The following is a 25,515-nucleotide window of genomic DNA, read 5'->3' on the forward strand; positions in this document are numbered from 1 at the left end:
AAATCTTTTTAGAAAAACATGGCTTGTTAGCTTTAATCTATTTCTCTAACAAATTGAGCAACGCCCTTTTATACTCTAACGCCGTTGTTTCATCCTTGCCTTCAAAGCGGCTGACTAAATAGGGGGTGGTGTTGCTTGCGCGAATAAGCCCAAAACCATGTTCAAAAACCACTCTCACGCCATCAATGCTGATGATTTCTTTGATTTTAGGGAAATGGCTTGGCGGGTTTTTAAGCGCTTTTTGCAGGTTATGAATGATTTCAAATTTTTCTTCTTCGCTCACGGCGATTTTTTCTTCAGGCGTGGTGTAGGAATAAGGGAGGTTTTTAATGGTGTTTTCCAAATCGCTTGGACTTTGTTCAAGCAATAATTCTAAAGCCCTTAAGCATGCATAAAGAGCGTCATCATAGCCAAAATAGCGCTCTTTAAAAAAGATATGCCCGCTCATTTCAGCCGCAAAATGCGCGTTGGTTTCTTTGAGCTTGATTTTTAAATTGCTATGCCCGGTTTTATACATGAGCGTCTTACCAAAAGTATTGATCGTGTTATACATCACTTGAGAGCATTTGACTTCGCCGATCACAAAAGGGGTGATGCCTTGAGCATGCAAGCGTTTAGCGAATAAAATCGCTAATTCATCGCCCGCATAAACATGATGAGAGCTTAGCATCGCAATCCTATCCGCATCGCCATCAAAAGCAAAGCCTATAGAAATAGCGTTTTCTTGCATGTGTTTTTCTAAATCTTTTAAGTTTTTCGCTTCGCTAGGGTCTGGGTGGTGGTTAGGGAAATTCCCATCAGGATCGCTATAAAGACTGCTAAAATCAATGTTTAAAGCCTTTAAAATAGGCTCTAAGCCTAACGCTCCCACGCCATTACCAAAATCTAGGGCGATTTTGTATTTAAGGTTTTTTAAATGCTTAAAATCCTTGATCAAATAGCGGTGGTAGGCTTCTAGGGCATTGGCTTTCTCTGGTGTTTCTTTTAGGGGTTTTATTTCATGCTTGGCGTTTAAAAGCGTGTCTTTTAAAGCTTGAATGTCCTTGCCATAAAACGGGTTTTGGTTGAGCGTGATCTTAAAGCCGTTGTATTCTTTGGGGTTGTGGGAGCCAGTGATCATGATGGAATTGGGGCATTTGATGTTATCTATTTCATTAAAGGCCGCAAAATACGCTACCGGTGTGGGGATTAGCCCTAAATCATACACTTTCAAGCCGCTTGATTGTAACCCCGCGCTCAAAGCTTCAAAAAGCGATCGCCCATGCACCCTTGCGTCATGCCCTACAAACACGCTTTTATCGTATTCTCGCATGATTTTTCCTAACTCCACGCCGATACTAAAGGCACTTTTTTCATCTAAAGTGGTGGGGTAAATGCCTCTAATATCGTATTCTCTAAAAATGCTAATGTCCATGTCATGACTCCTTGTTTTTGAATAAATTTAAACCCTGTTCGCATAAATTTTGCCATGCGTTTGTTTGATCTTTTTGTTTTAACTGAACGCATTTTTCTAAACTGGCTCTGGATTTTGCTTTTTGATTGGTTAGATCCAGTAAGCTGGATTGCAAGTATAAGGCTTTTTGGTGATCTTCTAAGGAAAGCCTGCGGTTTAAAAGCTTGTCTAGCGTTTCTAGCGCTTTTAAATAGTCTTTGGTGGTTCTGTAAGCGTCAATAAGGGCAAATTCACTAAAGGGCGTGTAAGAATAGTCCTTGTAAGCGTCTTGGAGTTTGAGCAAGCTTGTGGCATAAATTTTGACGCTTTTAGGGTCTTTTTCATTCTCTAGCAATTTAAAATAAACCAACGCCATGCGTTTATCGTCTTTGAAATGCTTTTCTAAAAACGCATACAAATTGAGAGCCAATCCTTTTTCATTGCTTTGCATGTAATCTGAAAATAAAACAAAAGCAATGTCATAAAATTCTTTTTTATTTAAGTTTTGAGCGAGAGTTAAGGCGTCTTTAGAAGCCAGAGTGGAATTTTTAAAATCCCCTAAGCGGTAGTAATTACGCCCCAAACGATAAAGCCATATTAATTTCTCGCTAGGGGTTTTAGCTGTTTTTAAAGCGTTTAGGGCAATAATTTGCGCTTTTTCTTTGAGCGATGCGAAATACAAGCAATCAAAGGCTTGGATTTCTTCTTTGGGGGTAAATTCAAAGGCGGTAATTTGGGATAAGTATTTTAAGGCTTCTTCGCAACGATTGTTTTCTAATGGGGTTTTAGCAAGGATATTGAGCGTTTTTTGGATCAAAGGAGAATCTTTGGGCAAATTTTTTTGCATGCCTAACACTTCAGCATAACGCTTATTTTCAAACAAGAGTTGGGCTTTCAATTCTAAAGCCTTTAGGGCTTCATTAGAATTAGGGAAATTTTGAATGATTTTATCGTAATGGGCGATTTTTTCTTGCGTGTTCCCCTCCATGGAAAAAAGGGCTTTTTCATCGCGCGCTCTAACGACAGAAGCTTTATCCAATTCCGCATGATCTTGCAAATATTGCAGGTTGTAAAGGTGGGCGTTCTTAAAGTCCTTGATCCTTGCATACAACGCCCCTAAATCATAGAGCGCTTGCTCTTTAGCTTTCACATCATCATCTTGATTAAGGAGCAAGTGAGCGATCTCAATCGCGCTTTCATTCATTTGGTTTTTTTTCAATAATTTGAGCAAGTCTAGGGCTGATTCGCTGTGTTGAGAAATATAATCAGGGTTGGATTGGACCACCTTATCAATGAGGTATTTAGCGTTATTAAAGTTTTGATAGTTTATCTCTGCTTCAGCCCAATTAAGGGCGATTTCACTCGCGCTCTCTTTGTCTTTAGCGTTAGAAAAAGCTTCTTTAAAAAGCATGCTAGCGTTGCTCAAATTAGAAGCGTTAGCCGCTTCAATGGCTAAACGCATTTGGGCTAAAGGAGCGTAGCGGGAGTCTTTGTATTCTAAAAGAATGCGTTTGTAATAGCGCATGGCCTGTTTGTAATTGTTGTTTTCGTCTAAAGCTTTGGCGACATAGTATAACACTTCAGGGATACTGGGATCAGTCGGGTAATTTTTAATCCACTTGGCACCAATGTCTATGAGTAAGGATTTTTTAATGCCTAATTGGCCTAATGCGATAATTTCTAATAAATACAAATCTTTTTTAAACATCGTTTGAGGGTAGTTTTTAAACGCACGGCTAATCGTTCGCAAAGCGTCAAAATAGGCTTGCGAATTGATTTGCTTTTTAGCCTCTAAATAAGCGTTTAAATCATAGCCCTTTGTGGTGAGTAGGGGTTTATTATTCACATCTAGCTCTTGAATGATAGGGGTTTGAGCGTCTTTAATGACAATGGGGAAATTCAAGCCTTTTTGAATATTGTCTTTTTTATTCAAAAAAGGGATATTTTGATCATAGCCTATGATTTGCCACGTTTTGGCTTTAGGATCGTTTTCTACAAAAAGGGGGATCGCTTTTTTATAATCCCTGTCAAAAGAAAAAAGGGTGAGTCTTCGCATCACTTTGGGTTTGATATGTAAAATGAATTGTTGTTGGCGCATAGAATAGGTGATATTAAAAAAAGCGTTTTCTAAAGGGGTAAAGCCCTCCTTAGGGATAGAGTCTATCACGCATTCTATGGGGCGTTTAGCGCGTATAATGGATAAAGACGCTTCAATCCCACTTGGTGGTTTTTCATTAGCATAAAAACAAGAAAACGCCTTGTTGTGTCGTAAGGTTAAAACAGAAAAATCTTCCCCCCCTTCCTTGCCTTGCGTGAGTGTGAGGCTTAAGGCGTTGAGAGAATGGGAGAGCAAACTCGCGCCCATTAAAAGAAAGATTTTTGACTTAAGCCACAAACTCTAAAAGCCCTCGCATCATAAAAACAGAGAACAAGCACGCTAACGCCATGGCAATAATGACCGCATAAATGGGCATGGTAGCGTTTTGGGTGTAAATATCGTTTTGAGCGTAGCTTTGTAAGGGCTTATTGAAAAACATCGCCACGAGCCAACGGAAATAATAAAACGCAGCCACTGCGCTATTAACTAACATCACCACCGCTAAAAGAATGTGATTGCTCTCTAAAGCGCTTTCAACAGCTAAAAATTTCCCCCAAAACACGCTAAAAGGCGGGATCCCTGCAAGCCCAAAAACAAAAATAGCGCCTAAGATCGCCACTAAAGGGTGGGTTTTGATAAGGCCGTTGAATTTAGAATAGGGGTGATCGTAGCGTTCATCCCATGTTTTTTCCCGGCTTTTTAAGAGCCACAAAAGGCCAAAAGCCCCAATGTAAGTGAAGGCGAACATGAACCAATAAACAAACATCGCTTGTTGGCTGTCTTGAGTGTGGATAAACACGCACGCTAAAGCGAACCCAGAATGCGAAATGGAACTATAAGCGAGCATTCTTTTGACATCTTCTTGCCATAAAGCAATGAAATTAGGGATGGTGATAGTCATAAGAATGAGGGCGTAAAAAATGTCTTCTACCCAAGCGGTGCGGGTGTCTATAAACGCCCCAAAAAGGCGAGTCGCTACCACAAAGCCAGCGATTTTAGGCACAATGGAAATATAGCTCGCAAAAACCGGGCTATTGCCCTCATACACATCGGGCATCCAGGTATGGAAAGGCACTAAAGAAACCTTAAAGCCAATCGCTCCAATCAAAAAGATAGCGCCCATCGCAAAGAGCATGGGGTTTGTGATACCTTCAGTGTGTAAGTATAGGGTAATGACTTCAAGATTCAAGCTCCCTGTGAGCAAGTAAAAAGCCATAGCCCCCATAGCAAAAAACGCGCTCGCCATCGCCCCCATAGTGAAATATTTGATCCCTGCTTCTAAGCCGTAGCGTTTATCGCTCAACGCCATTAACACACAAAGGGGTAAGGACGCTGTTTCTAACCCAATAAGGATTAATAATAAATGGTTGCTTGAAACCATGAATTGAAAGCCAGCGGCAATAAACAAGTATAGGGAATAAAATTCAGCGGTCTGAAATTCGTTGAAGCGCTCTTTTGAAAGGGCTAAGAAAATGAGCAAGAAGGCTGAAATCAAGACAATGCTTTGAGAGATGAGCGAGAGAGTATCCAAGCTCAAAAACCCAAAAAAGGCGTTTTCTTGATCTTCTAATCCTAAAACCACCAAAAAATCCAAAACCAAAAAGAGCATGCATAAAAACACATTCAAATTGCGTGAAAACCTGGAAGTGAAAGCGTTGATTAAGAGCGTGAAAATCCCCCCACACACCAACACCAGCATGGGTAAAATGCTCTCAAAATTAAAGCTGTCAAAAGAGATGTGGAGACTATCTATTAACATAAGAGACCTCTTTTATCTTAGTATCCAATGAACCTAAAAAAGGGAGCGAGCGGATTTCTATCACCTTTAAAAGCTGTTTAGAGCCTTGCTCAATCGGTTTTAAAAGCACTTTAGGATAAATCCCTAAAATCAAAATCAAAGCTAAAATCACGCTTAAAACCCCTACCTCACGAGCGTTCAAATCTTCAAACACGCTTATTTGATCGTTCCCGGCTTTCAAATTGCCAAAGAAGACATCTTTATATGAAGTGAGCATGTAAATCGCTGACAGAATGATGCTTGTTCCGGCAATGATAGCCAAAAGAGGGTAAGTGGCAAAAAACCCTAATAAGCTTAAAAACTCTCCCACAAAGCCAATGCTTAAAGGCATGCCCACATTCGCCATTAAAATGATCATAAAAAAGGCTGCAAAAACAGGAGCGCTTTTAGCGATTGATCCAAAGCGAGCGATTTCTAAACTGCTGGCACGCTCTTCTAAGATACCAGCGAGTAAAAATAATCCCATGACAATAACCCCATGCGCAAACATCATAAACACCGCCCCAGAAATCCCCTCAACATTGAAAGAAAAAACCCCAAGCACCACGACTCCCATGTGCGAGAACGAGCTATAAGCGATGAGGGTTTTTAAATCTTTTTGAGCGTAAGCTAGAAAACCTCCATAAATGATCATGCATAGTGCTATAATAGCTATTGGGGTTAAATAAATTTCTGAAAGATCAGGAAAAAGTGGGAGCAAGAAGCGTAATAAAGCGTAAGTCCCCATTTTAGAAAGCAAGGCTGAAAGCATGACAGAGCCTAAAGTAGGAGCGTTAGAATACGCATAAGGCAACCATGTGTGTAAGGGAAAGAGCGGGATTTTAACCGCAATCCCTATCAAGAAAGCCACAAAGAGCCAGGTTTTAACCCCACTAGAAAAGTTCAATTGATACCAATCTAAAATATCAAAACTCATCATGCCGTAATTGCTAGCGTAGTAATACCCAATGTATAAAATGCCTAAAAGCATGCATAATGACGCTAAAAAGGTGTAGAGGAAAAACTTCATGCCAGAATAGATCTTATTATTACGGCCAAAACGACCGATGAGGTATAAAACCGGCAGGAGCGAGATTTCCCAAAAAGCGTAGAAAAAGATCACATTAAGAGAAGAAAACACGCCCATCAAAATCCCCTCTAATAACAACAAACAAATCGCAAAGTCTTTACGACGCTCTTTGACATAAATCACGGACAATAACACCACGATAGCGTTTAAGAGCAACAAAAAGAGCGCGATGCCATCAACGCCCACATGGTAATTCACGCCAATTTGATAGACTAATTCTTTCATTTCTTCAAACTGCATGCCGGCTGTTTGAATATCAAATCCATGCCACAACAACAAGATTAATAACAATTCAATCAAAGCGATGACGATCGCATACGCCCTACTCGCTTGATCGCTCATAAAGAACGCTAATAGCGCGCTCAGCATGGGGAAAAAGATCACCACACTTAAAAGATGCGCATGTAAAAACTGCATTTCTTATCTCCCAAAAAAAGCTACAAACGCTAACAAGATTAAAACCCCAGCCACCATGAAGCGCAGCATGGAGGTTAAATTCCCGTCTTGACTGATTCTAAACACACGCCCTATAACAAAAACGCTTCTTCCTATAGTGTCCACTATCGCATCAATGATCCTTAATTCCACGACTTGGTGCAAGAATGAAGCGATAGCGCTAAAAACTTTTGCAATCCCTTGATAGAGTTGCGGGATATAGTATTGGTTGAGCAAGAGCTTGTATAAAAAGCCCCCCTCTTTTTTGGAAGTGATACCATTTTTATATTTAAATATGGCGTAGGCGATACTCAACAACACCACTATGGTGGTGATACTGATTAAAAGAGCGAGCGGGACGGGATATTCTCCAACGCTAGGGATCACTTGAGAGATGAAATGAAAAAACGGCTCTTCAAAAAACCCGGCAATGACCGCTAAAATCCCTAACGGCAGCATGCTTAAAAGCATGAAATTTTGAGTCTCATGGGGGTGGTTGATTTCGTGCTGTTTGGGCGCAAAAAACACAAGCATGATGAGCCTGAAGCTATAAAAAGCGGTAAAGATCGCCCCAATTAGAAGAACAAACCATAAAATGTGGTGGTGCATCCCAAAAGCCACTTCTAAAATTTTGTCTTTAGAAAAGTATCCTGCGAAAGGGTAAATCCCGCACAAAGCCACTGAACCTATAATCATAAAGATCGCTGTAACTCTCATGGGTTTGTATAAAGCGCCCATTTTGGTAATATCCAAATTGTCTTCCATCGCATGCATGACATTCCCTGAGCCTAAGAAAAGGAGGGATTTGAAAAACGCATGCGTGAAGAGGTGGAAAAGCGCGATTGCATAAGCCCCAAGACCGGCCGCTACAAACATATAGCCTAATTGAGAAAGCGTGGAATAAGCCACAATGCGTTTTAAATCCTTATTGACTAAAGCCATGCTCGCTCCAAAAAGAGCCACAAACGCCCCTAAACATGCGATAAAATAGCCCACTTCAAACACCGCGCTATACAAGGGATTGGCTCTGATGACCAGATACACCCCAGCGGTTACCATTGTCGCTGCATGGATGAGAGCGGACACAGGGGTAGGCCCCTCCATAGCGTTGGCTAACCATGTGTGCATGGGGAATTGAGCGCTCTTCCCCATAGCGCCAATGAAAAGAAACACGCTAATGTAAAAGAGCATGGAATAATCGGCGTTATTGAGCATGCTAAAGACTTCTTTATACTGGAGGGTGCCAAAATTCCAAAAGATCAAAATAATCCCCATGAGCATGCCTAAATCCGTGATCCGATTCATCACAAAGGCTTCAATAGAAGCGTTGTTCGCGCTTGTTTTATGATACCAAAAGCCAATGAGCAAGTAAGAGCATAGCCCCACCCCTTCCCAGCCAATGAAAAGCCCTAAGAAATTATCGCTCAACACCAACACCAGCATGGAAAACACAAAGCCGCTGAGGTAGGAAAAATAGCGGTTAAACCCTGTATCATGCTCCATATAGCCTATAGAATACACATGTACTAAGAAAGAAACTAAAGTGACCACGACAATCATGACCGCATTGATATTATCCAGCATGAGAGAAAAGCCGACTTTAAAATTCCCTACCACGATCCAGTCAAATAAATATTTTTCATAGCTTTGATGGTGCCATGCTTGAATGAAAAGAACCACAGCGCCAACGAAAGAAACCAGCACGCACAAAGAATTGAAAACGCCCACATGCAACGCTTTAGCTTTAGCCCCAAACAGCCCCGCATAAAGCGCACCGATTAAAGGCAAAAACAACACCACTGACAGCAAAGAAGAATACTGCATGCTCAACCTTTCATAGCGTTTAAAGAATCAATATCTAAGCTCTTGTATTTCTTAAACCACAAAATCACCAAGCCCAAACCAATAGCCACCTCACTAGCGGCAATAGCGATAATAAAGAGCGCGAACATCTGCCCGCCTAAATTATGCGTGTATTTAGAGATCGCTACAAAACCGATATTGATCGCGTTGAGCATGATTTCTGTAGAAAAAAAGAGTAACAGAATGTTTTTGCGTTTCAGCATGCCCGCTAAACCAATGCAAAAGAGCAACCCTGAAACAATCAAATAGTGGTTTAACCCTATCATAGAGATTCCTTTATAAATTGCGTGTGATTTTTCCCATGGATTTTTTGAATCCCTGTAGCGATGCCTCCAACCATAGCGACTAAAAGCATTAAAGCCGCCGCTTCAAAAGGGATGAGGTAATTGGTAAAAAGCACATAACCAATGGCTTTAATGTTGGGGATTTGCGCATCAATAGCGTTGGAATTGACTTGATTAGAAAGGTTTTCGCCAATACTAGGAGCGCTTAAAATTAAGGTGAGCAACAGCGCCACGCCAAATGAAAGCGTGCACAAGATTTTAGGGCTTTGCTTGCGTTCGATCACTTCTGCAGCGGAGTTGAAAAACATCATGCCAAACGCATACATCACAATGACCGCGCCCACATATACCGTGATTTGCACCACGCCCAAAAACTCAGCGTCTAGTAAAAAGAAAAAAGCGGAAATAAAAACCATGCTGCTAGCAAGAGCGGTAATGGCATAGAGGATATTCGTGGTGGTGATCACCACTAACGCCATGCTTAAAGTAAGGATCGCAAAGAAATAAAAGGCAATGGTTTCAAACATTTTCATCTCCCTTGTTGCTTTCTGGGTTTGTTGGAGTTTCTTCTTTTGTTTCTTCTTTTGAGGGCTCTTGGACATAATCTAAAGGGGTAGCTTGCATGCGTTCATTGTAATTAGGGCTTACCGCACCAAAGCCTAAAAACTCGGCATGAGAGCAGTTTTTAGCGTCTTGTTCGCTCGTTAGAAACTCGTTTTTAGAGCCGTATTGGGAGCGTTGGGTGCTAGCGTTTTCAAACCGATTCCCCATAACAATCGCTAATTCTGGGCAAACTTCCGCGCACAACCCGCAATAAATGCAACGCCCCAAATTGATCGTGTAAGAATCGATCTTTTTGCGGTTGTCTTCGCCCTTATGCGTGATGATCCTTATGCAATTGCTCGTGCAAATCTTTTCGCACAGCCCGCAACCAATACACCTTTCAGAGCCTGAGTCTAAAAGCCGTTGCAAATGATGCACCGCGCGATAGCGTGGGCTTAAAGGGAGTTGCTCCATAGGGTAATGGATGGTTACGCTTGGGCTAAAAAATTCCTTGATCGTAAGCCCTAGCCCTTTGAATAGATCCAAACCCAAGCTCGTTTTAAGGGTGTCTTTAAATTGCTCGGTCGCACTATGGACTTCGGCTCGTTTAGGAAGTTGCTTGTATTCTTGTTTGGCCATAAAACCTCCTTTAAATTAAAATGATAATGCCTGTTAGCACGATGTTCAATAACGCTAAAGGCAGCATGATTTTCCAGCACATATTCATCAGTTGGTCTGGGCGCACATGCGGATAAGTCGCTCTAACCCACATGGATAAAAAGACAAAAAAGCCCGCTTTAATCAAAATCGCTATGCCTCCAGGGATAAAGCCCCATGCGTTAAACCCGCCAAAAAACACAATAGAAATCACAAAAGAAAAAGCGAATAAATGCGCGTATTCCGCTAAAAAGAACATGCCCCATTTCAAGCCGCTGTATTCGGTGCAATACCCGGCTACAATCTCGGCTTCATGCTCCAACAAGTCAAAGGGGGTTCGATTCAATTCAGCGTAACTGGCGATCAAAAACAAAACAAACGCTAGAGGCTGCTTAAACACAAGCCAATCTAAAAACCCGCCGCTTTGGTAATGATTGATTTCCACTAAAGAGAGCGATCCTACCACCATTAAGGGGGCTAGAATGGTTAAAGTGCTGACCACTTCAAAGCTGAGCAGTTGGATCGTCGCTCTTGCTGAGCCAATTAAAGAGTATTTGTTATTAGAGGCAAGCCCGGCTAAAATAGGCGCATAAATCCCTGCTGCACCCACGGCTAAGAAAAACAAAAAGCCAATGTTAATGTCAGAAATAAGGGGCTTGATCTCATAGCCAAACAGAGTGAAATTAGGGAAAAAGGGGATAGGCGCCATGGACACAAACGCGCTCACCATCGCAATAATGGGCGCTAGCGTGAAAATGAACTTGTTTGCGCCTTGGGGGATAATGTCTTCTTTAGTGAAAAGCTTAATGCCATCTGCTGCGACTTGCAAAAGCCCAAAAGGCCCCACATAACAAGGCCCTAAACGGCGTTGGAAATAGGCTAACACTTTCCTTTCAATGTAAGTGGCAAAGCCTCCCAAAGCCGAAAAAACAGCGACTAAAATCAAAATTTTAATCAGGGTTTCAATGATATAAGCGCTCATGCTTGCTCCTTTAAATCCACGCTATCAAACACGCTCTCTCTAAAAAAGCCAGAATGGTTTTTCAAAAGAGAAGGCGAGATAACAAACACCTCTTGATCCAAGCTTTCATCAAGATACAAAACGCCTGTTAATTCCTCTTCTTCTTTAGATAAAGTGATGCTTTGCCCCACTTCTTTATTCAATTTTTTTAAGAAAGCTTTAGACACATAGACACCGGCTTTTAATTGCAAATTCTCGCTTTTATTGGTAGCGTTATTGAATTGCGTTTCTGGGTATTTTAAATACGCGTTGAAAGCGATTTTTTCTTTTAAAGGCTTGATAGGCTCGCATTCTATGGTTTCGCATTCTTTAGCGCTCTCTTCAAAACGGCTTGTTCCTAGCAGATAGCCTCTGTGGTTGATTCTGTCGTTGGTGAAATAGTTGGTTAGACGATCAAATTCTATGGCTTTAAAGCCCGCTTCTGTAGGGAGTTTATGGGTGCATTCTGTGAGGTTTTCTTCCACAAAGCCAAAGCCTTGCATAATATCGCTCAAATCATAGCCCTCAAACCTCAAAGCCGGTTTTAAGGGCAACACACGCCCTTCAATATTGGTGATTGTGCCTTCTAGCTGGTTGAGACTGGGTAAAATAAAATCCACTTTGCTGACAGCGTCTTTTCCAAAAACCCTATCATCGCTATTGATAGTGAAATCCCCTTGAGCGCGAATGCCTACAATTTTTTCATGCTCAAAAACTTCTTCGCTCAATTGACAAATAGAAGCGATGCCTAAAGCGTTCGCACTTGGGGGGATAAGAATGAGTTTAATAGCGCTTTTTTGGGCTAACAAGCGCAACATTTTAGCGATATTGTGGGCTTGTTTGTGGCTATAGATTTCTTCGCCAACCACTAGCAAGGTGTTATTTGATTTTTGCAAAAGAGCCAGAATTTTTTCATAAGTTTCTGAATTGATGCCCGCTTCTTCAAGCAACCAATAAGTGGTTTTGGTAGGGACTTCAATGCTTTCTTCTTTAACCTCTGTCTTGTTTTCTTCTTGATTTTCTTCTTTATTTTCTCCAATACTGCACCCTTGCTCGGCTTGTTCTAAAGCTTTTTTTCGCTCTTCTTCTAAGGCTTTAAGAGCCGCTTCATCTACAATGCTTTGCTTGGAATCTTCTAAGCTTTTTAGAGCCGCGCTTTCAATGTTAAGCATTTTTAAAAGCATGCCTAAAAGGATTTCTTCAGCCCCCACTTCATGGGTGATGCAAAAAGAGCTTCGGCACAAATTCGCTAGCGCGTTATCCTTGATAGGGTGCATAGCGATTAAAGAAGCTTTATTGAGTTTGAGAGCGTTATTGATGGCATAGCGCACCAAAGGGTTTTCCGTTTTGATAGAAGAGCCTATCGTAACGACTAAATGAGAAGTTTTAATCTCTTCAACACTGGGGCGTTTAACTTCGCCCAATACTTTTAAGAATTGCTGGAAATGATACGCTTCTTGATTGTAGATTTTAAAATCAAGCTCTTTCCTTAAACGCTCTATTAAAAACGCCTCTTCATTCGTAATATCCCCACCTATTCGCACCGCTTCGCATTCTTTGAGGGCGTTTTGCGCTTCTTTAAGATTAACGCTGCCTTTAGGGCTAGAGCTCACATCAAAAGCGAAACGGCCTGCCCCACAAATAGGGTTATGGTAAAAGTCATTAAGCACCCTAAAAATTTTAGATTCTTCGCCTAGAGTATCAAAATGGCGCACATCATAAGAAATCAAACACCCGGCTGAGCAATGCGAACAAGTAGAATGGATCTTTTTTAGTTCCCATGCGTTAGCCGTGTAAGCGAAATCTTTATAGCTCAAAGCGCCCACAGGGCATACCGCAATGCATTCCCCGCAATCATAACAAGGCACGCTACCCACAAAAGAAATAATGCCTTTTTGCTTACGACTCCACACGCTAAAAGCGTCTTTGGACATGCTGTCTTTAAATTTATCCGGAGCATGCAAATCGGCTTTAGTGGCTTTAAGGTTGTTTTCGCCCACATTGTCCTTGCAAGTGGTTACGCACCTTTCGCACATGATGCACAAATTAGGATCATACAAGGCTTTTGCCCATGAATCTAGAGCTTTAAAATCATCAGCCACCGCATAAGGTTGGTGCTCCACGCCGGTTAAATGCGTCATGTCTTGCAATTCGCACTCCCCGCTTTTATCGCACACACCGCACTCTAGGGGGTGGTTGACATCATAAGTTTGCATGATGCTTTTTCTTTCATCCATGAGCGTTGGGGTGTTAGTGAGGATAACGGCGTTGTTTTTGGCTTTCGTGTTGCAGCTATAAACCCGTTTGCCATCCATTTCAACCATGCACATTTTGCATGCGACTGTGGGCGAGCAACCGCTTAAATAGCAAATAGTAGGGATGTAGATCCCAGTGCTCCTAGCAGCCTCTAAAACGCTTTGTCCCTCTCGGCATTCAATCGTTTTGCCATTGATATTCATTGTGATCATGAAATTCCTTGAGAGTGGGATAAAATAGGGATATAAGGGTAAGCGTCAAAAAACGCCCCTTCTAAAATCGCAATCAAACCCTTCAAATGGGGGCTTTCTTCTAACTCGCATTCTAGCGTTTTATTTGAGATTTGAAACTCCGCTTTAGAATGCTGGATTTTATTAGCGATCTTAAATTGCTTTGAAAAAGATAATTTGGGGGTTTCAAGGCTCTTGTAAGAAACATAGACAAACGAGCCGTTAGCCTCGCCCATTCGCTCTAAAAGCTCTAAATCTTTTGATTGGAGTTGTGATTCAAAAGGCAAAATGCCCTCTTTAAAGGCTGTTTCTAGCAACCATTCTTGATCTTTGGAGTCATAAAAAGCGGTCGTTGCGTTTGAATCATTGCAAGGGATATGCAAAATTTCTAGGTGGTTTTGCAACTCGCTTAAAAGGGTGTATAAAAAGGCGCTATCCGCATGCTTAGTGATTTCTCTGTTTAAAACAAGCACCCTTTTTTTCGCTTTAACCATAAGAGCGATAAGTTCTTGCAATTCTTCTTCGCTCATGTTCGCTTCAGAGCTTAAATACCCCACATCAACATCTTCTAAAATATGCCCTTTTAATCGGGAAGTTTTTTCTAAAATGCCCCTTAAAATCAAAGCCAAAATCGCCGCTTCGGTGTTGATTTCATACGACGCAAAAAGGCAATTTTCTTGCAAGTCTCTTGTGTCTTGTAAGGGTCTTAACAAGGCGTAGGGGAGTTTTAATGGGTTAATATTTTCTAAAATCAATCGTTCATTTTCATTCAAACAAGCGTTTGAAAACCCCCCAAACAAAACGCACAAATCGCTTTTCTCTAAAAGGCTTAAGCTGTCTTTTGTCATCTTGTAATGGATTTTAAACCCTTTTTTAAGAGATAATTTTTCTAAACAATAGGCTTCTTTCAAGCTAAGAGAAGAGCTTGCGATTAAGGGGGAATTTAAGGGGTTAAAGCCGCTCAAAATCAAGCCTTTTTTCTCACGACAATCGTCCAATCCGCTTGATTGAAACGCAAAGAATTGAGAAGCTCATGCCCTTTAGATTGGATAAATTCAGCGCTCTTAGGGATGTTAGAAAAATCCCCCACTTCAAACATGAAAATAGCGACTTCATTAGGTTGCATTTCTTTTTTAATCAATTCTTCTAAGCGTTCAAAAATACCCGCTTTTAAGGGGCGCAAATCAAAGCGTTTCATCTATCCACCTCGCCAAACACCGCATTGGTTGAGCCAATCACGGTTACCGCATCCGCTAAATATTGCCCCACTAAAATATCGCTTAAAGCCCCAATGTGATAAAAGCTAGGGGCTCTGATTTTTAATCTGTGAGGGTAAGGCTCGCCCTCTGAATGGATGAAAAACCCTAATTCCCCTTTAGGGCTTTCTGTGGGGGCATACACTTCCCCAACGGGCGGGTGCATGCCTTGAGCCACTAAAACAAAATGCTGCATCAAGGCGTAGTTTTGCGTCATTATATCTTCTTTAGGGGCAGAAATATAATGCGGGTTTTGAGCCATGATAGGCGTATCGGTTTTAGCATACATGGGAATGAGCTGTTCAACGATGCGAATGCTTTCATCAATTTCTAACATATACAAACAATACCGATCATAGCTATCGCCATAATTGCCCACCGGCACATCAAAATCAAGCTCTTTATAAAGCTCATAAGGCTCTTCTTTTCTAATGTCATAAGCGATCCCGCTCCCTCTTAACATGATACCGCTCATGCCCCAACTTTGCGCCATTTTTTGCGTTACAACGCCCACATTTTCCAAGCGCATCCGCCAAATGCGATTCTTATCCAATAAGCCTTGAATGAGTTTTTTGCATTCCCTCATTTCGCCTAAAAACTTTTTCAAGCCCTCTAGCCAATTAGGGGGTAAATCCAAAGGCACGCCCCCAATCCTTATAGCGTTATGCGTGAGCCTAGCCCCGCAATAATCCTCCATCAAATCCAAGCCGTATTCCCTCGTTTTAAACGCATACAAAAACACGCTCATCGCCCCCACATCTAAAGCATGCACGCTGATAAAAAAGATGTGTGAAATCATGCGGTTAAGCTCTAGTAAAATCGTGCGGATCACTTGGGCTCGGCGAGGGATTTCTAAATTGAGCAAGGTCTCTACCGCATAAGCGTAAGCGTAATTATTGCTGGTAGAAGAAGTGTAATCCAATCTGTCGGTAGTGGGCATGTATTCGTTATAGGTCATGTTTTCGCCTAATTTTTCACAGCCTCTATGCAAGTAGCCAATTTCAGGGGTAGCCTTAATGATTTTTTCGCCCTCTAATTCCAAAATCAAGCGCAATTGCCCATGGCTACTGGGGTGTTGAGGGCCAAAGTTTAAAATCATTTGGTTGTCGTCATGTTCAAAAATGATGTTTTCAAATTGAGGGTTGAGTTTCGTGAAATTTTGAGCCATTTTATAGCCTCTTTTTTAAGATAGTGGGGGCGATTTTGTGCAAATCTTTGACAAAAGGGATTTTCTTAAACGCATGCTTTTCTTCTATCTCTTTTAATTCTTCGCCCTTGCCCTGTTCATAGCCAATTTTGGCGAAATTGAAAGTGTCTTTTTCATCCACTCTCGCGCTGTCTCTCTGCTCTTTGCCCACCACTTCTCGGTATTCTTTGCCAAAAATTTTATCCACTTCATACCATTGGGCGAATTCATCGCCTTTGAGCGGGTAAGAACGCAACAAGGGGTGACCTACCCAATCATGCGGCATGATAAGGCGTTTCAAATAGGGGTGTTTGTCAAACACAATGCCAAGCAAATCATACGCTTCCCTTTCGCTCCAATTAGCCGATCGGTATAAAAAACTCAAAGAATCCACGCTCTCATTAGGCAATAGAACGCATTTCACGCGTACCCTACGGCGGTTTTTACAACTATCGCTAAAACCCAAAAATTGATAAAACAATTCAAAATGCCCTTTTTTAGCGCACAAATCTATCGCGCTCATTTCGCTCAGACACTCATAACCCAAATGCCTTAAAATCGTAGCGGCAGAAAAAATATCGTCTTTTTTGATCCAAAACACCGCCGTGTTCGTTTCTATATATTTGTCTAAAACCTCATGCTTGTAAGAAAGGTGGTTATAAATGATCTCATAAGCACTGCCCTCTAAATATTTTTTAGGGGTGGGTTCTATGATTTTATAGGGGTCATGCTGGCGCGATTGTTTTTGCACATCTTCATAGGGGGATTGTTTTCTTACCATCACACTAACCTTTTAGGAGCGTCTTGTTTGATCGCTTTAGAGCGTCTGATTTTATCTTGCAAAACCATAAGAGCGTATTGTAAAGTCTCTGGACGCGGCGCGCAACCGGGCAAGTAAATATCTACAGGAACGATCCTGTCTGCCCCTTGAACGGTCGCATAAGTGTTAAACATCCCGCCCGTGTTAGCACAACTCCCCATAGAAATCACCCATTTAGGTTCAGGCATTTGATCATAAAGCCTGCGCATAAATTCGGCATGTTTTTTAGTGAGCGTGCCAGCGATGATCATCACATCCGATTGCCTAGGGCTCGCTCTAAAAATCGTGCCAAACCGGTCAAAATCAAACCTTGAACCCCCTGTCGCCATCATCTCGATCGCGCAACACGCTAATCCATAGGTTAAAGGCCAAAGCGAATTAGAACGCCCCCAATTCAATAATTTATCCAAAGTGCTTAGAACAACCGGTGCTTGTTGCATTATTTCACCTCTAATTTCTGCCAGCTCAAAGCGTTTCGCTTTAAAGCGTAAATAAAACCAATGGTTAAAAAGAAGACAAAGCCTAGCATTTCAATGAGCCCAAACAAGCCTAATTTTTTAAAATCAATCGCCCAAGGAAACATGAAAACGATTTCTACATCAAATAAAATAAAAAGCATGGCCATGATATAGAAATGGTGCGACACCCTATTAGGCTGTTTGAGAGCCACAGGCCCGCATTCATAGGGAGCGAGCTTGAGTTTTTCGCCCTTTTTTTGAGCCATTTTACGGCTTAAAAACCTTTGAATCCTTAAGGTTAAGTTAAACACCCAAAAGGTGAATACTAGCAAAACAAAAACGCCAAAATAGGGGTGATTCAATGCTTCTGTGGCTTGTTGCATCAGGCTCTCAAACTCCTTTAATTATTACTTTTAGCAAACGATGGAAGCAATTAAACCATGTTTTTGCTAATCGTTAGCTGAAAAAATAAAAATTATTTTAACATTTCTTAAAAGGCCATTTCTATGAGTTTGGGCATTAAATCTTGCATGGCATGCACCGCGCTATCATTAATGCATTGGACATTCTGGGGCAAATGGGCGTTTTTAGCCTTAGGGTCAATGTAATAAATGAGAGCGTCTTTATGCGCATGCGTGTAGAGACTAGCGGCCGGATAGACTTGCAAAGAAGTGCCAATGATGATTAAAAGATGCGCTTGTTTGACTAAAGAAATCGCTTCTTTAAGCAAAGGCACCGCTTCGCCAAACCACACAATATCAGGGCGTAATTGCGATTTGTCTTTGGCCAAGTCGCCTAAATTCAAGTCCTTTTCCCACCTATAAACCAAATTAGGATCTTTTTGGCTGCGAACGCTCAATAATTCCCCATGCAAGTGCAAAATGCGAGAAGAACCTGCCCTTTCATGCAAATCATCTACATTTTGGGTGATGATATTAACTTGATAGTGTTTTTCCAATTCCGCTAAAGCCTCATGGGCTTTGTTAGGATAAACTTCAAAAAGCTGTCGGCGCCTTTGGTTGTAGAAATCCAACACCTTTTGCGGGTTCTTTTTCCAGCCATAAGGCGAGGCAACTTCCATGATGTCATGCCCTTCCCACAAGCCATCAGCGTCTCTAAAGGTTTTAATCCCGCTTTCTGCTGAAATGCCAGCCCCGCTTAGGATCACTAAATTTTTCATGTTTCCTCCTTGATGATTTCAATATGAGTGCCGCTGAGTTTGTCATGCAAAAAAAACTTAAAAATAAAAGGCGTAACAAACCCTATAAGTAACCCCATGCTCGACACCCACAAAATAAAGCGCCACAAAGCTAAAAAAAAGCCCACCTTTTTGCGGTTGTTTTTGACTAATTTAAACTGAGCGTAACGCATGCCAGGGCTTTGGGATTTAAAAGCGATAAAAAAGCTGTGCGTTAGGGCGTAAAAAAGCAGGCATAAAAAAATCGCGCTCTGGTTTTCCCTAAAATCCTTCGCGCTCCCTAAAACCACATAAGTCATTATATAAAGCATGGGGGTATAAATCATAAAAATATCGGTGATAAAGGCCTTTAAGCGCAAAGAGAGGTTCAGCCCTTTTAAAGGGCTTTCTAACGCTTGCTTTTTTTTGGGGGTTTTATTTTTTTTGGTTTTTTTAGTTGCCACGACTTCCCGGTTTTATAGCAACGCTAGTAGCGCATAAAGGGCAAGAGCTAGGCTTGTGCATGTCAAAAACAAAATCTTCTAAAGCAAACAAGGGTAAATGGCTAGGCAAACACGCACCCTCTTGGGCTTTCAAGTGAGAATGGGTGCGTTTGCAAATGCCCCGATTGGCTAGAGCGCCAAAAGCCACGATTTGAGTGCCCTTTTCTTCTAAAACTTTAGCACATTCCATGGCGGATTTCCCTGTAGTGATGATGTCCTCACACACTAAAATTTTTTCGTTTTTTTTGACTTCAAAACCACGCCTTAATGTCATGATATTATCCACCCTTTCAGTGAAGATAAAACGCACGCCCAAAGCCCTTGCAAGCTCATACCCAGCCAGGATCCCCCCAATCGCAGGCGAGCACACGCATTCAACATTCAAATGAGCTTCTTGGATTTGTTTGGCTAATTCTAGCGCTAATTGTTCGGCTAGTTTGGGATCTTCTAAAACTTTAGCGGATTGCAAATAATAATTAGAATGGAACCCGCTGCTGAGCAAGAAATGCCCCTCTAATAGCGCTTGAGCGTTTTGATAACATGCCTTAATATCCATGGTTTAGACCTTTAAAATCGCGTCTTCTTTGTTTTTCACGCTTTCATCAATTTTTTTAATGGCTTCATCGGTGATTTTTTGGATCTGCTCTTGGGCTTTCTTGCTTTCATCTTCGCTGATTTCTTTGTCTTTTTCTAATTTTTTCACTTGGTTGTTAGCGTCTTGGCGGATATTCCTCACAGCCACTTTAGCCTTTTCACCCATCGCTTTGGCGTCTTTTGCGATGAGTTTTCTTTGCTCACTTGTCATGGGCGGGAAAAAAAGCTTGATCGTTTCGCCGTCGTTATTAGGATTGACGCCAATATTGGCTTCTTGAATGGATCGTTCAATTTCTTTGAGCAGGTTTTTTTCCCATGGGCTGATTTGAAGGGTGGTCGCATCCAAGCTCATCACGGAGCCGACTTGGTTTAAAGCGGTGGGCGTGCCGTAATAATCCACTTTAATGTGATCTAAAATATTGACTGAAACTTTCGCACTCCTTAGAGTGGAAAAATCTCTGTTTAAAGCTTGAACGCTTTTTTGCATCAAATCTTTGGTTTCGTTATAAATGGCTTGTAACATTATTTTTCATCCTTTTTTTGGTTTGTATGGGCGTTGGTTTGTGTCGCATGCGTTTTAGGCTTTTGGTGGGTGGTTGGGGGCGTTTTTGTATCCTCTTTGGTTTTTTCAACGCCCTTTATATTATTCTCTTTATTCTCTTTATTGGCATCATTTTTTTCATTCTGTTTGGGGCTTTCAACAGAAGGCGTTTTGGCTAGCTCTTTAGGGAGTTCGTTAGGCGTTTGTTGTGGCATTAAAGGATTAGTTGGGGCTTGCTCTAAAGGATTGAGCGTTGGGTTTAATGTGGGATTAAGTGCAGGGTTAAGCGTGCCGGTGGCAGGGACTAGGGGCGAAAGTTCTTTGTTGGTTTTAGTCTCATCTAAAACGCTCTTGCCGTATTCTTTGTTGTAAAAATAGCCCAAAGCGATGGTGTTGATGATAAATAACAGCCCTAAAAACATGGTCAATTTCGCCATAAAGCTTGCGGGTCCTTTAGCGCCAAATAAAGAATCGTTGCTCCCGCTATAAGCCCCTAAGCCGATGCTAGAACTTTTTTGCAACAAAACCACCACCACAATCAATACCGCTAAAACAATTTGTAAGCCTAACAGAGCGCTTGTCATAAACACTGATTCCTTAAATCCCTAAAATTTAGAAAAAATTACGCTTGATCTTATCTAAAATTTGCTAAGAATACACTAAAATTTAGTTTTAATTTCAAGCGTGGCGCGTTAAAGGCGGTGGTGTTGGACTCTTTTCACTCATTTAATCAGCATGCATTCAATCGGCATGCCAAAACTTACCACCTCTTTGCTCATATCCAGCAACAAATCGCTATTCATCTTATTCAATTTTTAAAACAAAAACATTACGCTAAAGTTTTGGATCTAGGATCAGGGAGTGGGGCTGTTTTTAACGCTTTAGAGCGGCAAAATATTTTGATTGAAGACTTTATCGCTTTGGATAATTCTATGAACATGCTCAAATTACACCCCACGCATTCTATCAACATTCAAAAAATCTCTTTAGAGCATGCGGATTTTGAAGAACATGTTTTTTGCGCTTACGATCTGGTTGTGTCTTCTTCCTCTTTACAATGGGCAAGGGATTTAAAAAGCGTTTTAGAAAAAATCGCTCTTTTTAGTAAGGAGGCTGCTTTAGCTATCCATACGGATTTTAGTTTGCATGAAGTGCATGAGTTTTTAGGCACGCCTTCGCCTTTAAGGGATCTCAAAACGCTCAAATCCTTAATCAAAAACGCTTTTAAAAATTTTCAAATAGAATTGGAAAACAAGCGCTTCGCTCTTTATTTCAACCGCAAACAAGACGCTTTGAATTACCTTAAAAAATGCGGTCTTTTGGGGGGTTCAACGCTGAGCTTCAAGCAAAAAAAACATTTTTTCCACAACATGGCGTTTGAAAAATTGAGCTATGAAGTGTTACTTTTTTCGGGGATCAAGCGTTCTTAAAAACTAAGATAAATTAAAATATTAAAATTAGGTGGTTACAATAAACGCTAACCTAATGAGCGAGAAATAACATGCAAAAAAAACGAGTCTTTTCAGGCATCCAACCTACCGGGCAAATCCATTTGGGCAACTATTTAGGAGCGATCAAGCATTGGGTAGAGATGCAAGATGAATACGAAAACCTTTTTTGCGTCGTCAATTCGCATGCGATTACCCTACCCATAGATCCTATATTTTTAAAATCCCAAAGCTATGAATTGGTTAAATTGCTTTTAGCTTGCGGGATTAATCCTAAGCGATCGGGGTTATTCATTCAAAGTGAAGTGGATGAGCACCCGGCTTTAGCATGGCTATTGAATTGTCAGGTGTCTATGGGGGAAATGCAAAGAATGACGCAATTCAAAGACAAGTCTTTAAAAAACCCTAAAAGCGTGAATGTGGGGCTTTTCAATTACCCTATTTTAATGGCGTCAGATATTTTATTATACCAAAGCGATTTAGTGCCAGTGGGCGAAGATCAAAAACAGCATTTAGAGCTCACGCGAAACATCGCAGAAAAATTTAACAGGGATTTTGGGAACTGCTTTAAAGTGCCAGAGCCTTTGATCGCTAAAGTAGGGGCAAGGGTTATGGGGCTAGATGATCCAAAAGTGAAGATGAGTAAATCGCATCAAGGGGCTAACCATGCGATTTTTCTTTTAGATGAGCCAGACATTATTGTAAGAAAAATCAAAAGAGCGGCCACTGATTCTATAGGCGTTATTGCGTTTGATGAAAAAAGAGAGGGCATTTTTAACCTTTTAAACATCTACATGCTTTTAAGCAATGAAAGCCCAGAAAACATAGAAGAGCGTTTCAAAAATAAGGGCTATGGGGATTTTAAAAAGGAATTGGCTGAAGTGGTGATCCAGGCTTTAAAACCCATCCAAGAAAGATACAAAGAAATCAGCGATGATGAGGTGAAAGCCATTTTAAATCACGGCGTAGAAAAAGCCAGGCCTTTAGCGCAAGCGACTTACCAAAAGGCTAAAGAATTGATGGGGTTGGTTTAGATGAAAATTTTAAGTTTATGGTTAGGAGTGTTTTGTTTCCTTAAGGCTACGCCTTATTTATACTTGGGCGAAGAGCCTAAATATAAGGAGAATTTCACGCATTTTGAATACGCTAACCCTAACGCCAAAAAGGGCGGTGTTTTGAGGAATGACGCCATAGGGACTTTTGATAGCCTTAACCCTTTTGCGCTTAAAGGCACTAAAGCCGAAGGCTTGGATCTCATTTATGACACTTTAATGGTGCAAAGTTTGGACGAACCTTTTGCAGAATACCCCTTAATCGCTAAAGACGCAGAAGTGGCTAAAGACAACAGCTATGTGATTTTTACCTTAGACAAAAGAGCGAGATTCAGCAATAACGCTCCCATTTTAGCGAGCGATGTGAAGTTTAGCTTTGATACGATAATGGAATTAGGATCGCCCATTTATAGGCAGTATTACCAAGATGTTAAAAAGGCGGTTATCTTAGACAAACACCATGTTAAATTCATTTTCAAAACCACTGAAAATAAAGAGTTGCCTCTCATTTTAGGGCAGTTGCAGATCTTTTCCAAAAAAGCGTTTCAAAAGGATTATTTCACCAAAAACCCTTTACTCATTCCTGTTTCTAGCGGCCCTTATGTGATCGCTTCTTTTGATGTTGGCAAGAAAATCACCTACCAAAAAAACCCTAATTATTGGGCGAGGAATTTGCCTAGTAGAAAGGGGCAATTCAATTTTGATCAGGTCAAATTTGAGTATTATAGAGACGAAACCATTGCTTTACAGGCTTTTTTAAGCGGGGCGTATGATTGGCGCATTGAAAGCACGGCTAAGGTTTGGGCTAGGGGCTATGTGGGGAAAGCTATGGATAATAAAAAAATCACTAAATACCTAATAGCCCATAAATTGCCAAGCGGCATGCAAGGGTTTTTCTTCAACACGCGCCGGGAAATTTTTAAGGATAAAAGGGTGCGTGAAGCCTTATTTTATGCGTTTGATTTTGAATGGGCGAATAAAAATTTGTTTTTTTCGCAATACAAGCGAACCACCAGTTTTTTTAGCAATTCTATTTATGCGTCCCCTCCTCTTCCAAGCCCTGAAGAAAAAGTTCTGTTAGCCCCTTATGAAAAGAGTTTGGATGAAAGGGTTTTTAAAGAGCCTTATGTCGTGCCTAGAACCGATGGGGTTGATGTTTTGGGCTATAATTTGAGGGAAAATTTAAAATACGCCCAAAAGCTTTTAGAAAGCGCGGGCTTTTCTTACAAAAACATGCGTTTAGTGGATAAGAATAACAAGCCGTTTAGTTTCACTTTGCTTTTAAACAGCCCGGTCTTTGAAAGACTAGCTCTAGCCTTTGCTAAAAACTTAAGGGTGTTAGGGATTGAAATGAAAATCCAAAGAGTGGATTTAAGCCAGTATGTCAATCGGGTCAAAAGCTATGATTTTGACATGATTGTAGGGGTGATAGGCCAATCGTCTTTCCCGGGTAATGAGCAGCGTTTTTATTTTGGCTCTTTGAGTGCTAAAGAAAAAGGCACAAGGAATTATGCAGGAATCTCTAGTAAAGCGGTAGATGCTTTGATTGAAAAAATCATTAACGCTAAAGATTATAAGGAGCAACTAGCCGCCATTCAAGCGATGGATAGGGTGTTATTGTGGGGGTTTTATGTGATACCGCATTTTTATTTGCCTAATTACAGGATCGCAGCGTATAATTACATTGGCATGCCTGAAGTCAGCCCTAGCTATGGATTTTCGCCGTATTTGTGGTGGATAAAAAAAGAAAGGGGTCCTAAATGATTGCTTACATCCTTAAACGCTTGCTTTTGATTATCCCTACTTTATTGGCCATCATGACGATTAATTTCTTTCTGATCCAATCGGCTCCTGGAGGCCCCATAGAACAGATGATGGCTAAAATCAATAACACGCAGTCCAAAGAGATTCAAGGCGTTGTTAAAGAGCGTTCGTATAGGGCGTCTCAAGGGCTGGAGAGCGATTTGTTAGAAAATTTAAAAAAACTCTATGGTTTTGACAAGCCTATAGGGGAGCGCTACCTTCTCATGCTCAAAAAATATCTGCAATTTGATTTTGGGGAGAGTTTTTATCGCCAGATTAAAGTGATAGATTTGATTAAGGAAAAATTGCCCGTATCCATTTCGTTAGGGCTTTTTAGCACGCTTTTGATCTATCTTATTTCTATCCCTTTAGGGATTTTTAAAGCCAAACGCAATAACGAGCCTTTAGACGTGCTAAGCAGCGTGGTGATCATTGTCGCTAACGCTATCCCGGCCTTTTTGTTTGCGGTGGTGTTGATCGTGTTTTTTGCTGGAGGGAATTATTGGCACTGGTTCCCTTTAAAAGGGCTAGTGAGCGATAATTTTGAAAGTTTGAGCGCATTAGGCAAAATCAAGGATTATTTATGGCATATCACCTTGCCCGTTCTTTGCATTTCTTTAGGGGGTTTTGCAAGCCTTACGCTTTTAGTGAAAAACTCTTTTTTAGATGAAATGGGCAAGCTTTATGTACTGAGCGCTAAGGCTAAGGGCTGTTCAGTGGGGCGTATTTTTTATGCGCATGTGTTCCGCAATGCGATTTTATTAGTAGTAGCGGGTTTTCCGCAAGCTTTTTTGGGCATGTTTTTTAGCTCAAGCTTGTTGATAGAGATTGTTTTTAGCCTAGACGGGTTAGGGCTTTTAGGGTATGAAAGCATTGTGAGTAGGGATTATCCTGTTGTGTTTGGCTCGCTTTATATTTTCACGCTTTTAGGTTTAATAGCGAGTTTGATAAGCGATTTGCTCTGCGTGGTGATTGACCCTAGGATTGATTTTGAAAAGCGTTGAGAGTAGGA

General features: G+C 41.1%; 25 protein-coding genes. 4 read left to right on the plus strand and 21 right to left on the minus strand.

Translation table 11 applies throughout. From position 1 onward, the window contains the following. Positions 1-37: 37 nt before the first annotated feature. The 21 genes from QAP06_RS01275 to secG all read right to left on the minus strand — a co-directional run bounded on the left by QAP06_RS01275 (position 38) and on the right by secG (position 20,784). Positions 38-1,414, minus strand: coding sequence for a phosphomannomutase/phosphoglucomutase (locus QAP06_RS01275; protein ID WP_286465972.1), 1,377 nt, complete (start codon positions 1,412-1,414; stop codon positions 38-40). Between the two features lies 1 nt (position 1,415). Further along, positions 1,416-3,827, minus strand: a complete 2,412-nt coding sequence (locus QAP06_RS01280; RefSeq protein ID WP_286465973.1) for a DUF7494 domain-containing protein — start codon at positions 3,825-3,827, stop codon at positions 1,416-1,418. Further along, positions 3,817-5,289 carry an NADH-quinone oxidoreductase subunit NuoN gene (gene nuoN, locus QAP06_RS01285; protein WP_286465975.1) on the minus strand — a complete coding sequence of 491 codons (1,473 nt, stop codon included), beginning with the start codon at positions 5,287-5,289 and terminating at the stop codon, positions 3,817-3,819. The genes QAP06_RS01280 and nuoN overlap by 11 nt, the downstream gene beginning before the upstream one ends. After that, a complete protein-coding gene (locus QAP06_RS01290; RefSeq protein WP_286465977.1) occupies positions 5,276-6,814 on the minus strand; it encodes an NADH-quinone oxidoreductase subunit M in 1,539 nt (512 codons plus the stop codon). The genes nuoN and QAP06_RS01290 overlap by 14 nt, the downstream gene beginning before the upstream one ends. A 3-nt stretch (positions 6,815-6,817) precedes the next feature. Further along, on the minus strand, positions 6,818-8,656 hold the full coding sequence (gene nuoL, locus QAP06_RS01295) for an NADH-quinone oxidoreductase subunit L (protein WP_286465979.1): 1,839 nt from the start codon (positions 8,654-8,656) through the stop codon (positions 6,818-6,820). A 2-nt stretch (positions 8,657-8,658) separates the two neighbouring features. Further along, positions 8,659-8,961: an NADH-quinone oxidoreductase subunit NuoK gene (nuoK, locus tag QAP06_RS01300; protein ID WP_286465980.1), complete on the minus strand. Its 303-nt coding sequence runs from the start codon at positions 8,959-8,961 to the stop codon at positions 8,659-8,661. Next, positions 8,958-9,506, minus strand: coding sequence for an NADH-quinone oxidoreductase subunit J (locus QAP06_RS01305; RefSeq protein ID WP_108583320.1), 549 nt, complete (start codon positions 9,504-9,506; stop codon positions 8,958-8,960). Before QAP06_RS01305 ends, nuoK begins: the two co-directional genes overlap by 4 nt. Next, complete coding sequence (gene nuoI / locus QAP06_RS01310; RefSeq protein ID WP_286465983.1) at positions 9,499-10,161, minus strand: NADH-quinone oxidoreductase subunit NuoI; 663 nt, start codon at positions 10,159-10,161, stop codon at positions 9,499-9,501. Before nuoI ends, QAP06_RS01305 begins: the two co-directional genes overlap by 8 nt. Positions 10,162-10,171: 10 nt before the next feature. Beyond that, on the minus strand, positions 10,172-11,161 hold the full coding sequence (gene nuoH, locus QAP06_RS01315; RefSeq protein ID WP_001277289.1) for an NADH-quinone oxidoreductase subunit NuoH: 990 nt from the start codon (positions 11,159-11,161) through the stop codon (positions 10,172-10,174). Further along, a complete protein-coding gene (locus QAP06_RS01320) occupies positions 11,158-13,647 on the minus strand; it encodes an NADH-quinone oxidoreductase subunit G (protein WP_286465986.1) in 2,490 nt (829 codons plus the stop codon). The genes nuoH and QAP06_RS01320 overlap by 4 nt, the downstream gene beginning before the upstream one ends. Next, positions 13,644-14,630 carry a hypothetical protein gene (locus tag QAP06_RS01325; RefSeq protein ID WP_286467351.1) on the minus strand — a complete coding sequence of 329 codons (987 nt, stop codon included), beginning with the start codon at positions 14,628-14,630 and terminating at the stop codon, positions 13,644-13,646. Before QAP06_RS01325 ends, QAP06_RS01320 begins: the two co-directional genes overlap by 4 nt. A gap of 2 nt (positions 14,631-14,632) precedes the next feature. Then, positions 14,633-14,863 carry an NADH-ubiquinone oxidoreductase subunit E family protein gene (locus tag QAP06_RS01330; RefSeq protein ID WP_202169295.1) on the minus strand — a complete coding sequence of 77 codons (231 nt, stop codon included), beginning with the start codon at positions 14,861-14,863 and terminating at the stop codon, positions 14,633-14,635. Further along, a complete protein-coding gene (gene nuoD, locus QAP06_RS01335) occupies positions 14,860-16,089 on the minus strand; it encodes an NADH dehydrogenase (quinone) subunit D (RefSeq protein ID WP_286465989.1) in 1,230 nt (409 codons plus the stop codon). The genes QAP06_RS01330 and nuoD overlap by 4 nt, the downstream gene beginning before the upstream one ends. A 1-nt stretch (position 16,090) precedes the next feature. Beyond that, entirely contained in the window at positions 16,091-16,888 is a 798-nt protein-coding gene (locus QAP06_RS01340) for an NADH-quinone oxidoreductase subunit C (protein WP_286465990.1), read from the minus strand. Continuing rightward, positions 16,888-17,367, minus strand: coding sequence for a NuoB/complex I 20 kDa subunit family protein (locus tag QAP06_RS01345; RefSeq protein ID WP_001183508.1), 480 nt, complete (start codon positions 17,365-17,367; stop codon positions 16,888-16,890). The genes QAP06_RS01340 and QAP06_RS01345 overlap by 1 nt, the downstream gene beginning before the upstream one ends. Continuing rightward, on the minus strand, positions 17,367-17,768 hold the full coding sequence (locus QAP06_RS01350) for an NAD(P)H-quinone oxidoreductase subunit 3 (protein WP_001183537.1): 402 nt from the start codon (positions 17,766-17,768) through the stop codon (positions 17,367-17,369). The genes QAP06_RS01345 and QAP06_RS01350 overlap by 1 nt, the downstream gene beginning before the upstream one ends. 107 nt (positions 17,769-17,875) lie before the next feature. After that, a complete protein-coding gene (locus QAP06_RS01355; RefSeq protein ID WP_286465991.1) occupies positions 17,876-18,565 on the minus strand; it encodes an SIR2 family NAD-dependent protein deacylase in 690 nt (229 codons plus the stop codon). Continuing rightward, positions 18,562-19,026 (minus strand): RDD family protein, encoded by a 465-nt coding sequence (locus tag QAP06_RS01360; RefSeq protein ID WP_286465992.1) that lies wholly within the window; start codon positions 19,024-19,026, stop codon positions 18,562-18,564. The genes QAP06_RS01355 and QAP06_RS01360 overlap by 4 nt, the downstream gene beginning before the upstream one ends. Further along, positions 19,016-19,621 (minus strand): orotate phosphoribosyltransferase, encoded by a 606-nt coding sequence (pyrE, locus tag QAP06_RS01365; RefSeq protein ID WP_286465994.1) that lies wholly within the window; start codon positions 19,619-19,621, stop codon positions 19,016-19,018. Before pyrE ends, QAP06_RS01360 begins: the two co-directional genes overlap by 11 nt. A gap of 3 nt (positions 19,622-19,624) precedes the next feature. Next, positions 19,625-20,182, minus strand: a complete 558-nt coding sequence (gene frr / locus QAP06_RS01370) for a ribosome recycling factor (RefSeq protein WP_000938374.1) — start codon at positions 20,180-20,182, stop codon at positions 19,625-19,627. Further along, positions 20,182-20,784 (minus strand): preprotein translocase subunit SecG, encoded by a 603-nt coding sequence (secG, locus tag QAP06_RS01375; protein ID WP_286465995.1) that lies wholly within the window; start codon positions 20,782-20,784, stop codon positions 20,182-20,184. The genes frr and secG overlap by 1 nt, the downstream gene beginning before the upstream one ends. Before the next feature lie 123 nt (positions 20,785-20,907). On the opposite strand from secG, the gene QAP06_RS01380 reads away from it, so the two are divergent. From QAP06_RS01380 to QAP06_RS01395, 4 genes are all read left to right on the plus strand, one after another. Further along, positions 20,908-21,630 carry a methyltransferase domain-containing protein gene (locus QAP06_RS01380; RefSeq protein ID WP_286465997.1) on the plus strand — a complete coding sequence of 241 codons (723 nt, stop codon included), beginning with the start codon at positions 20,908-20,910 and terminating at the stop codon, positions 21,628-21,630. 71 nt (positions 21,631-21,701) lie between these two features. After that, on the plus strand, positions 21,702-22,682 hold the full coding sequence (gene trpS / locus QAP06_RS01385) for a tryptophan--tRNA ligase (RefSeq protein ID WP_286465999.1): 981 nt from the start codon (positions 21,702-21,704) through the stop codon (positions 22,680-22,682). Then, positions 22,683-24,464 carry an extracellular solute-binding protein gene (locus QAP06_RS01390; RefSeq protein ID WP_286466000.1) on the plus strand — a complete coding sequence of 594 codons (1,782 nt, stop codon included), beginning with the start codon at positions 22,683-22,685 and terminating at the stop codon, positions 24,462-24,464. Beyond that, positions 24,461-25,507, plus strand: a complete 1,047-nt coding sequence (locus QAP06_RS01395) for a microcin C ABC transporter permease YejB (RefSeq protein ID WP_120881461.1) — start codon at positions 24,461-24,463, stop codon at positions 25,505-25,507. Before QAP06_RS01390 ends, QAP06_RS01395 begins: the two co-directional genes overlap by 4 nt. Positions 25,508-25,515: the final 8 nt, after the last annotated feature.

It is taken from the genome of Helicobacter pylori (genome assembly GCF_030323545.1).
Taxonomy (GTDB): Bacteria; Campylobacterota; Campylobacteria; order Campylobacterales; family Helicobacteraceae; genus Helicobacter; species Helicobacter pylori_CO.

Bases quoted from the DNA above. Each gene is read 5' to 3' on its own strand.
- frr (WP_000938374.1), bottom strand. From the start codon at position 20,182: ATGTTACAAGCCATTTATAACGAAACCAAAGATTTGATGCAAAAAAGC.
- nuoN (WP_286465975.1), bottom strand. From the start codon at position 5,289: ATGTTAATAGATAGTCTCCACATCTCTTTTGACAGCTTTAATTTTGAG.
- QAP06_RS01350 (WP_001183537.1), bottom strand. From the start codon at position 17,768: ATGCAACAAGCCACAGAAGCATTGAATCACCCCTATTTTGGCGTTTTT.
- QAP06_RS01355 (WP_286465991.1), bottom strand. From the start codon at position 18,565: ATGAAAAATTTAGTGATCCTAAGCGGGGCTGGCATTTCAGCAGAAAGC.
- QAP06_RS01330 (WP_202169295.1), bottom strand. From the start codon at position 14,863: ATGAAACGCTTTGATTTGCGCCCCTTAAAAGCGGGTATTTTTGAACGC.
- QAP06_RS01275 (WP_286465972.1), bottom strand. From the start codon at position 1,414: ATGGACATTAGCATTTTTAGAGAATACGATATTAGAGGCATTTACCCC.
- QAP06_RS01305 (WP_108583320.1), bottom strand. From the start codon at position 9,506: ATGTTTGAAACCATTGCCTTTTATTTCTTTGCGATCCTTACTTTAAGC.
- QAP06_RS01395 (WP_120881461.1), top strand. From the start codon at position 24,461: ATGATTGCTTACATCCTTAAACGCTTGCTTTTGATTATCCCTACTTTA.
- nuoL (WP_286465979.1), bottom strand. From the start codon at position 8,656: ATGCAGTATTCTTCTTTGCTGTCAGTGGTGTTGTTTTTGCCTTTAATC.
- QAP06_RS01345 (WP_001183508.1), bottom strand. From the start codon at position 17,367: ATGCAACAAGCACCGGTTGTTCTAAGCACTTTGGATAAATTATTGAAT.
- nuoH (WP_001277289.1), bottom strand. From the start codon at position 11,161: ATGAGCGCTTATATCATTGAAACCCTGATTAAAATTTTGATTTTAGTC.
- secG (WP_286465995.1), bottom strand. From the start codon at position 20,784: ATGACAAGCGCTCTGTTAGGCTTACAAATTGTTTTAGCGGTATTGATT.
- QAP06_RS01340 (WP_286465990.1), bottom strand. From the start codon at position 16,888: ATGGTAAGAAAACAATCCCCCTATGAAGATGTGCAAAAACAATCGCGC.
- trpS (WP_286465999.1), top strand. From the start codon at position 21,702: ATGCAAAAAAAACGAGTCTTTTCAGGCATCCAACCTACCGGGCAAATC.
- QAP06_RS01290 (WP_286465977.1), bottom strand. From the start codon at position 6,814: ATGCAGTTTTTACATGCGCATCTTTTAAGTGTGGTGATCTTTTTCCCC.
- QAP06_RS01320 (WP_286465986.1), bottom strand. From the start codon at position 13,647: ATGATCACAATGAATATCAATGGCAAAACGATTGAATGCCGAGAGGGA.
- nuoD (WP_286465989.1), bottom strand. From the start codon at position 16,089: ATGGCTCAAAATTTCACGAAACTCAACCCTCAATTTGAAAACATCATT.
- pyrE (WP_286465994.1), bottom strand. From the start codon at position 19,621: ATGGATATTAAGGCATGTTATCAAAACGCTCAAGCGCTATTAGAGGGG.
- nuoK (WP_286465980.1), bottom strand. From the start codon at position 8,961: ATGATAGGGTTAAACCACTATTTGATTGTTTCAGGGTTGCTCTTTTGC.
- nuoI (WP_286465983.1), bottom strand. From the start codon at position 10,161: ATGGCCAAACAAGAATACAAGCAACTTCCTAAACGAGCCGAAGTCCAT.
- QAP06_RS01390 (WP_286466000.1), top strand. From the start codon at position 22,683: ATGAAAATTTTAAGTTTATGGTTAGGAGTGTTTTGTTTCCTTAAGGCT.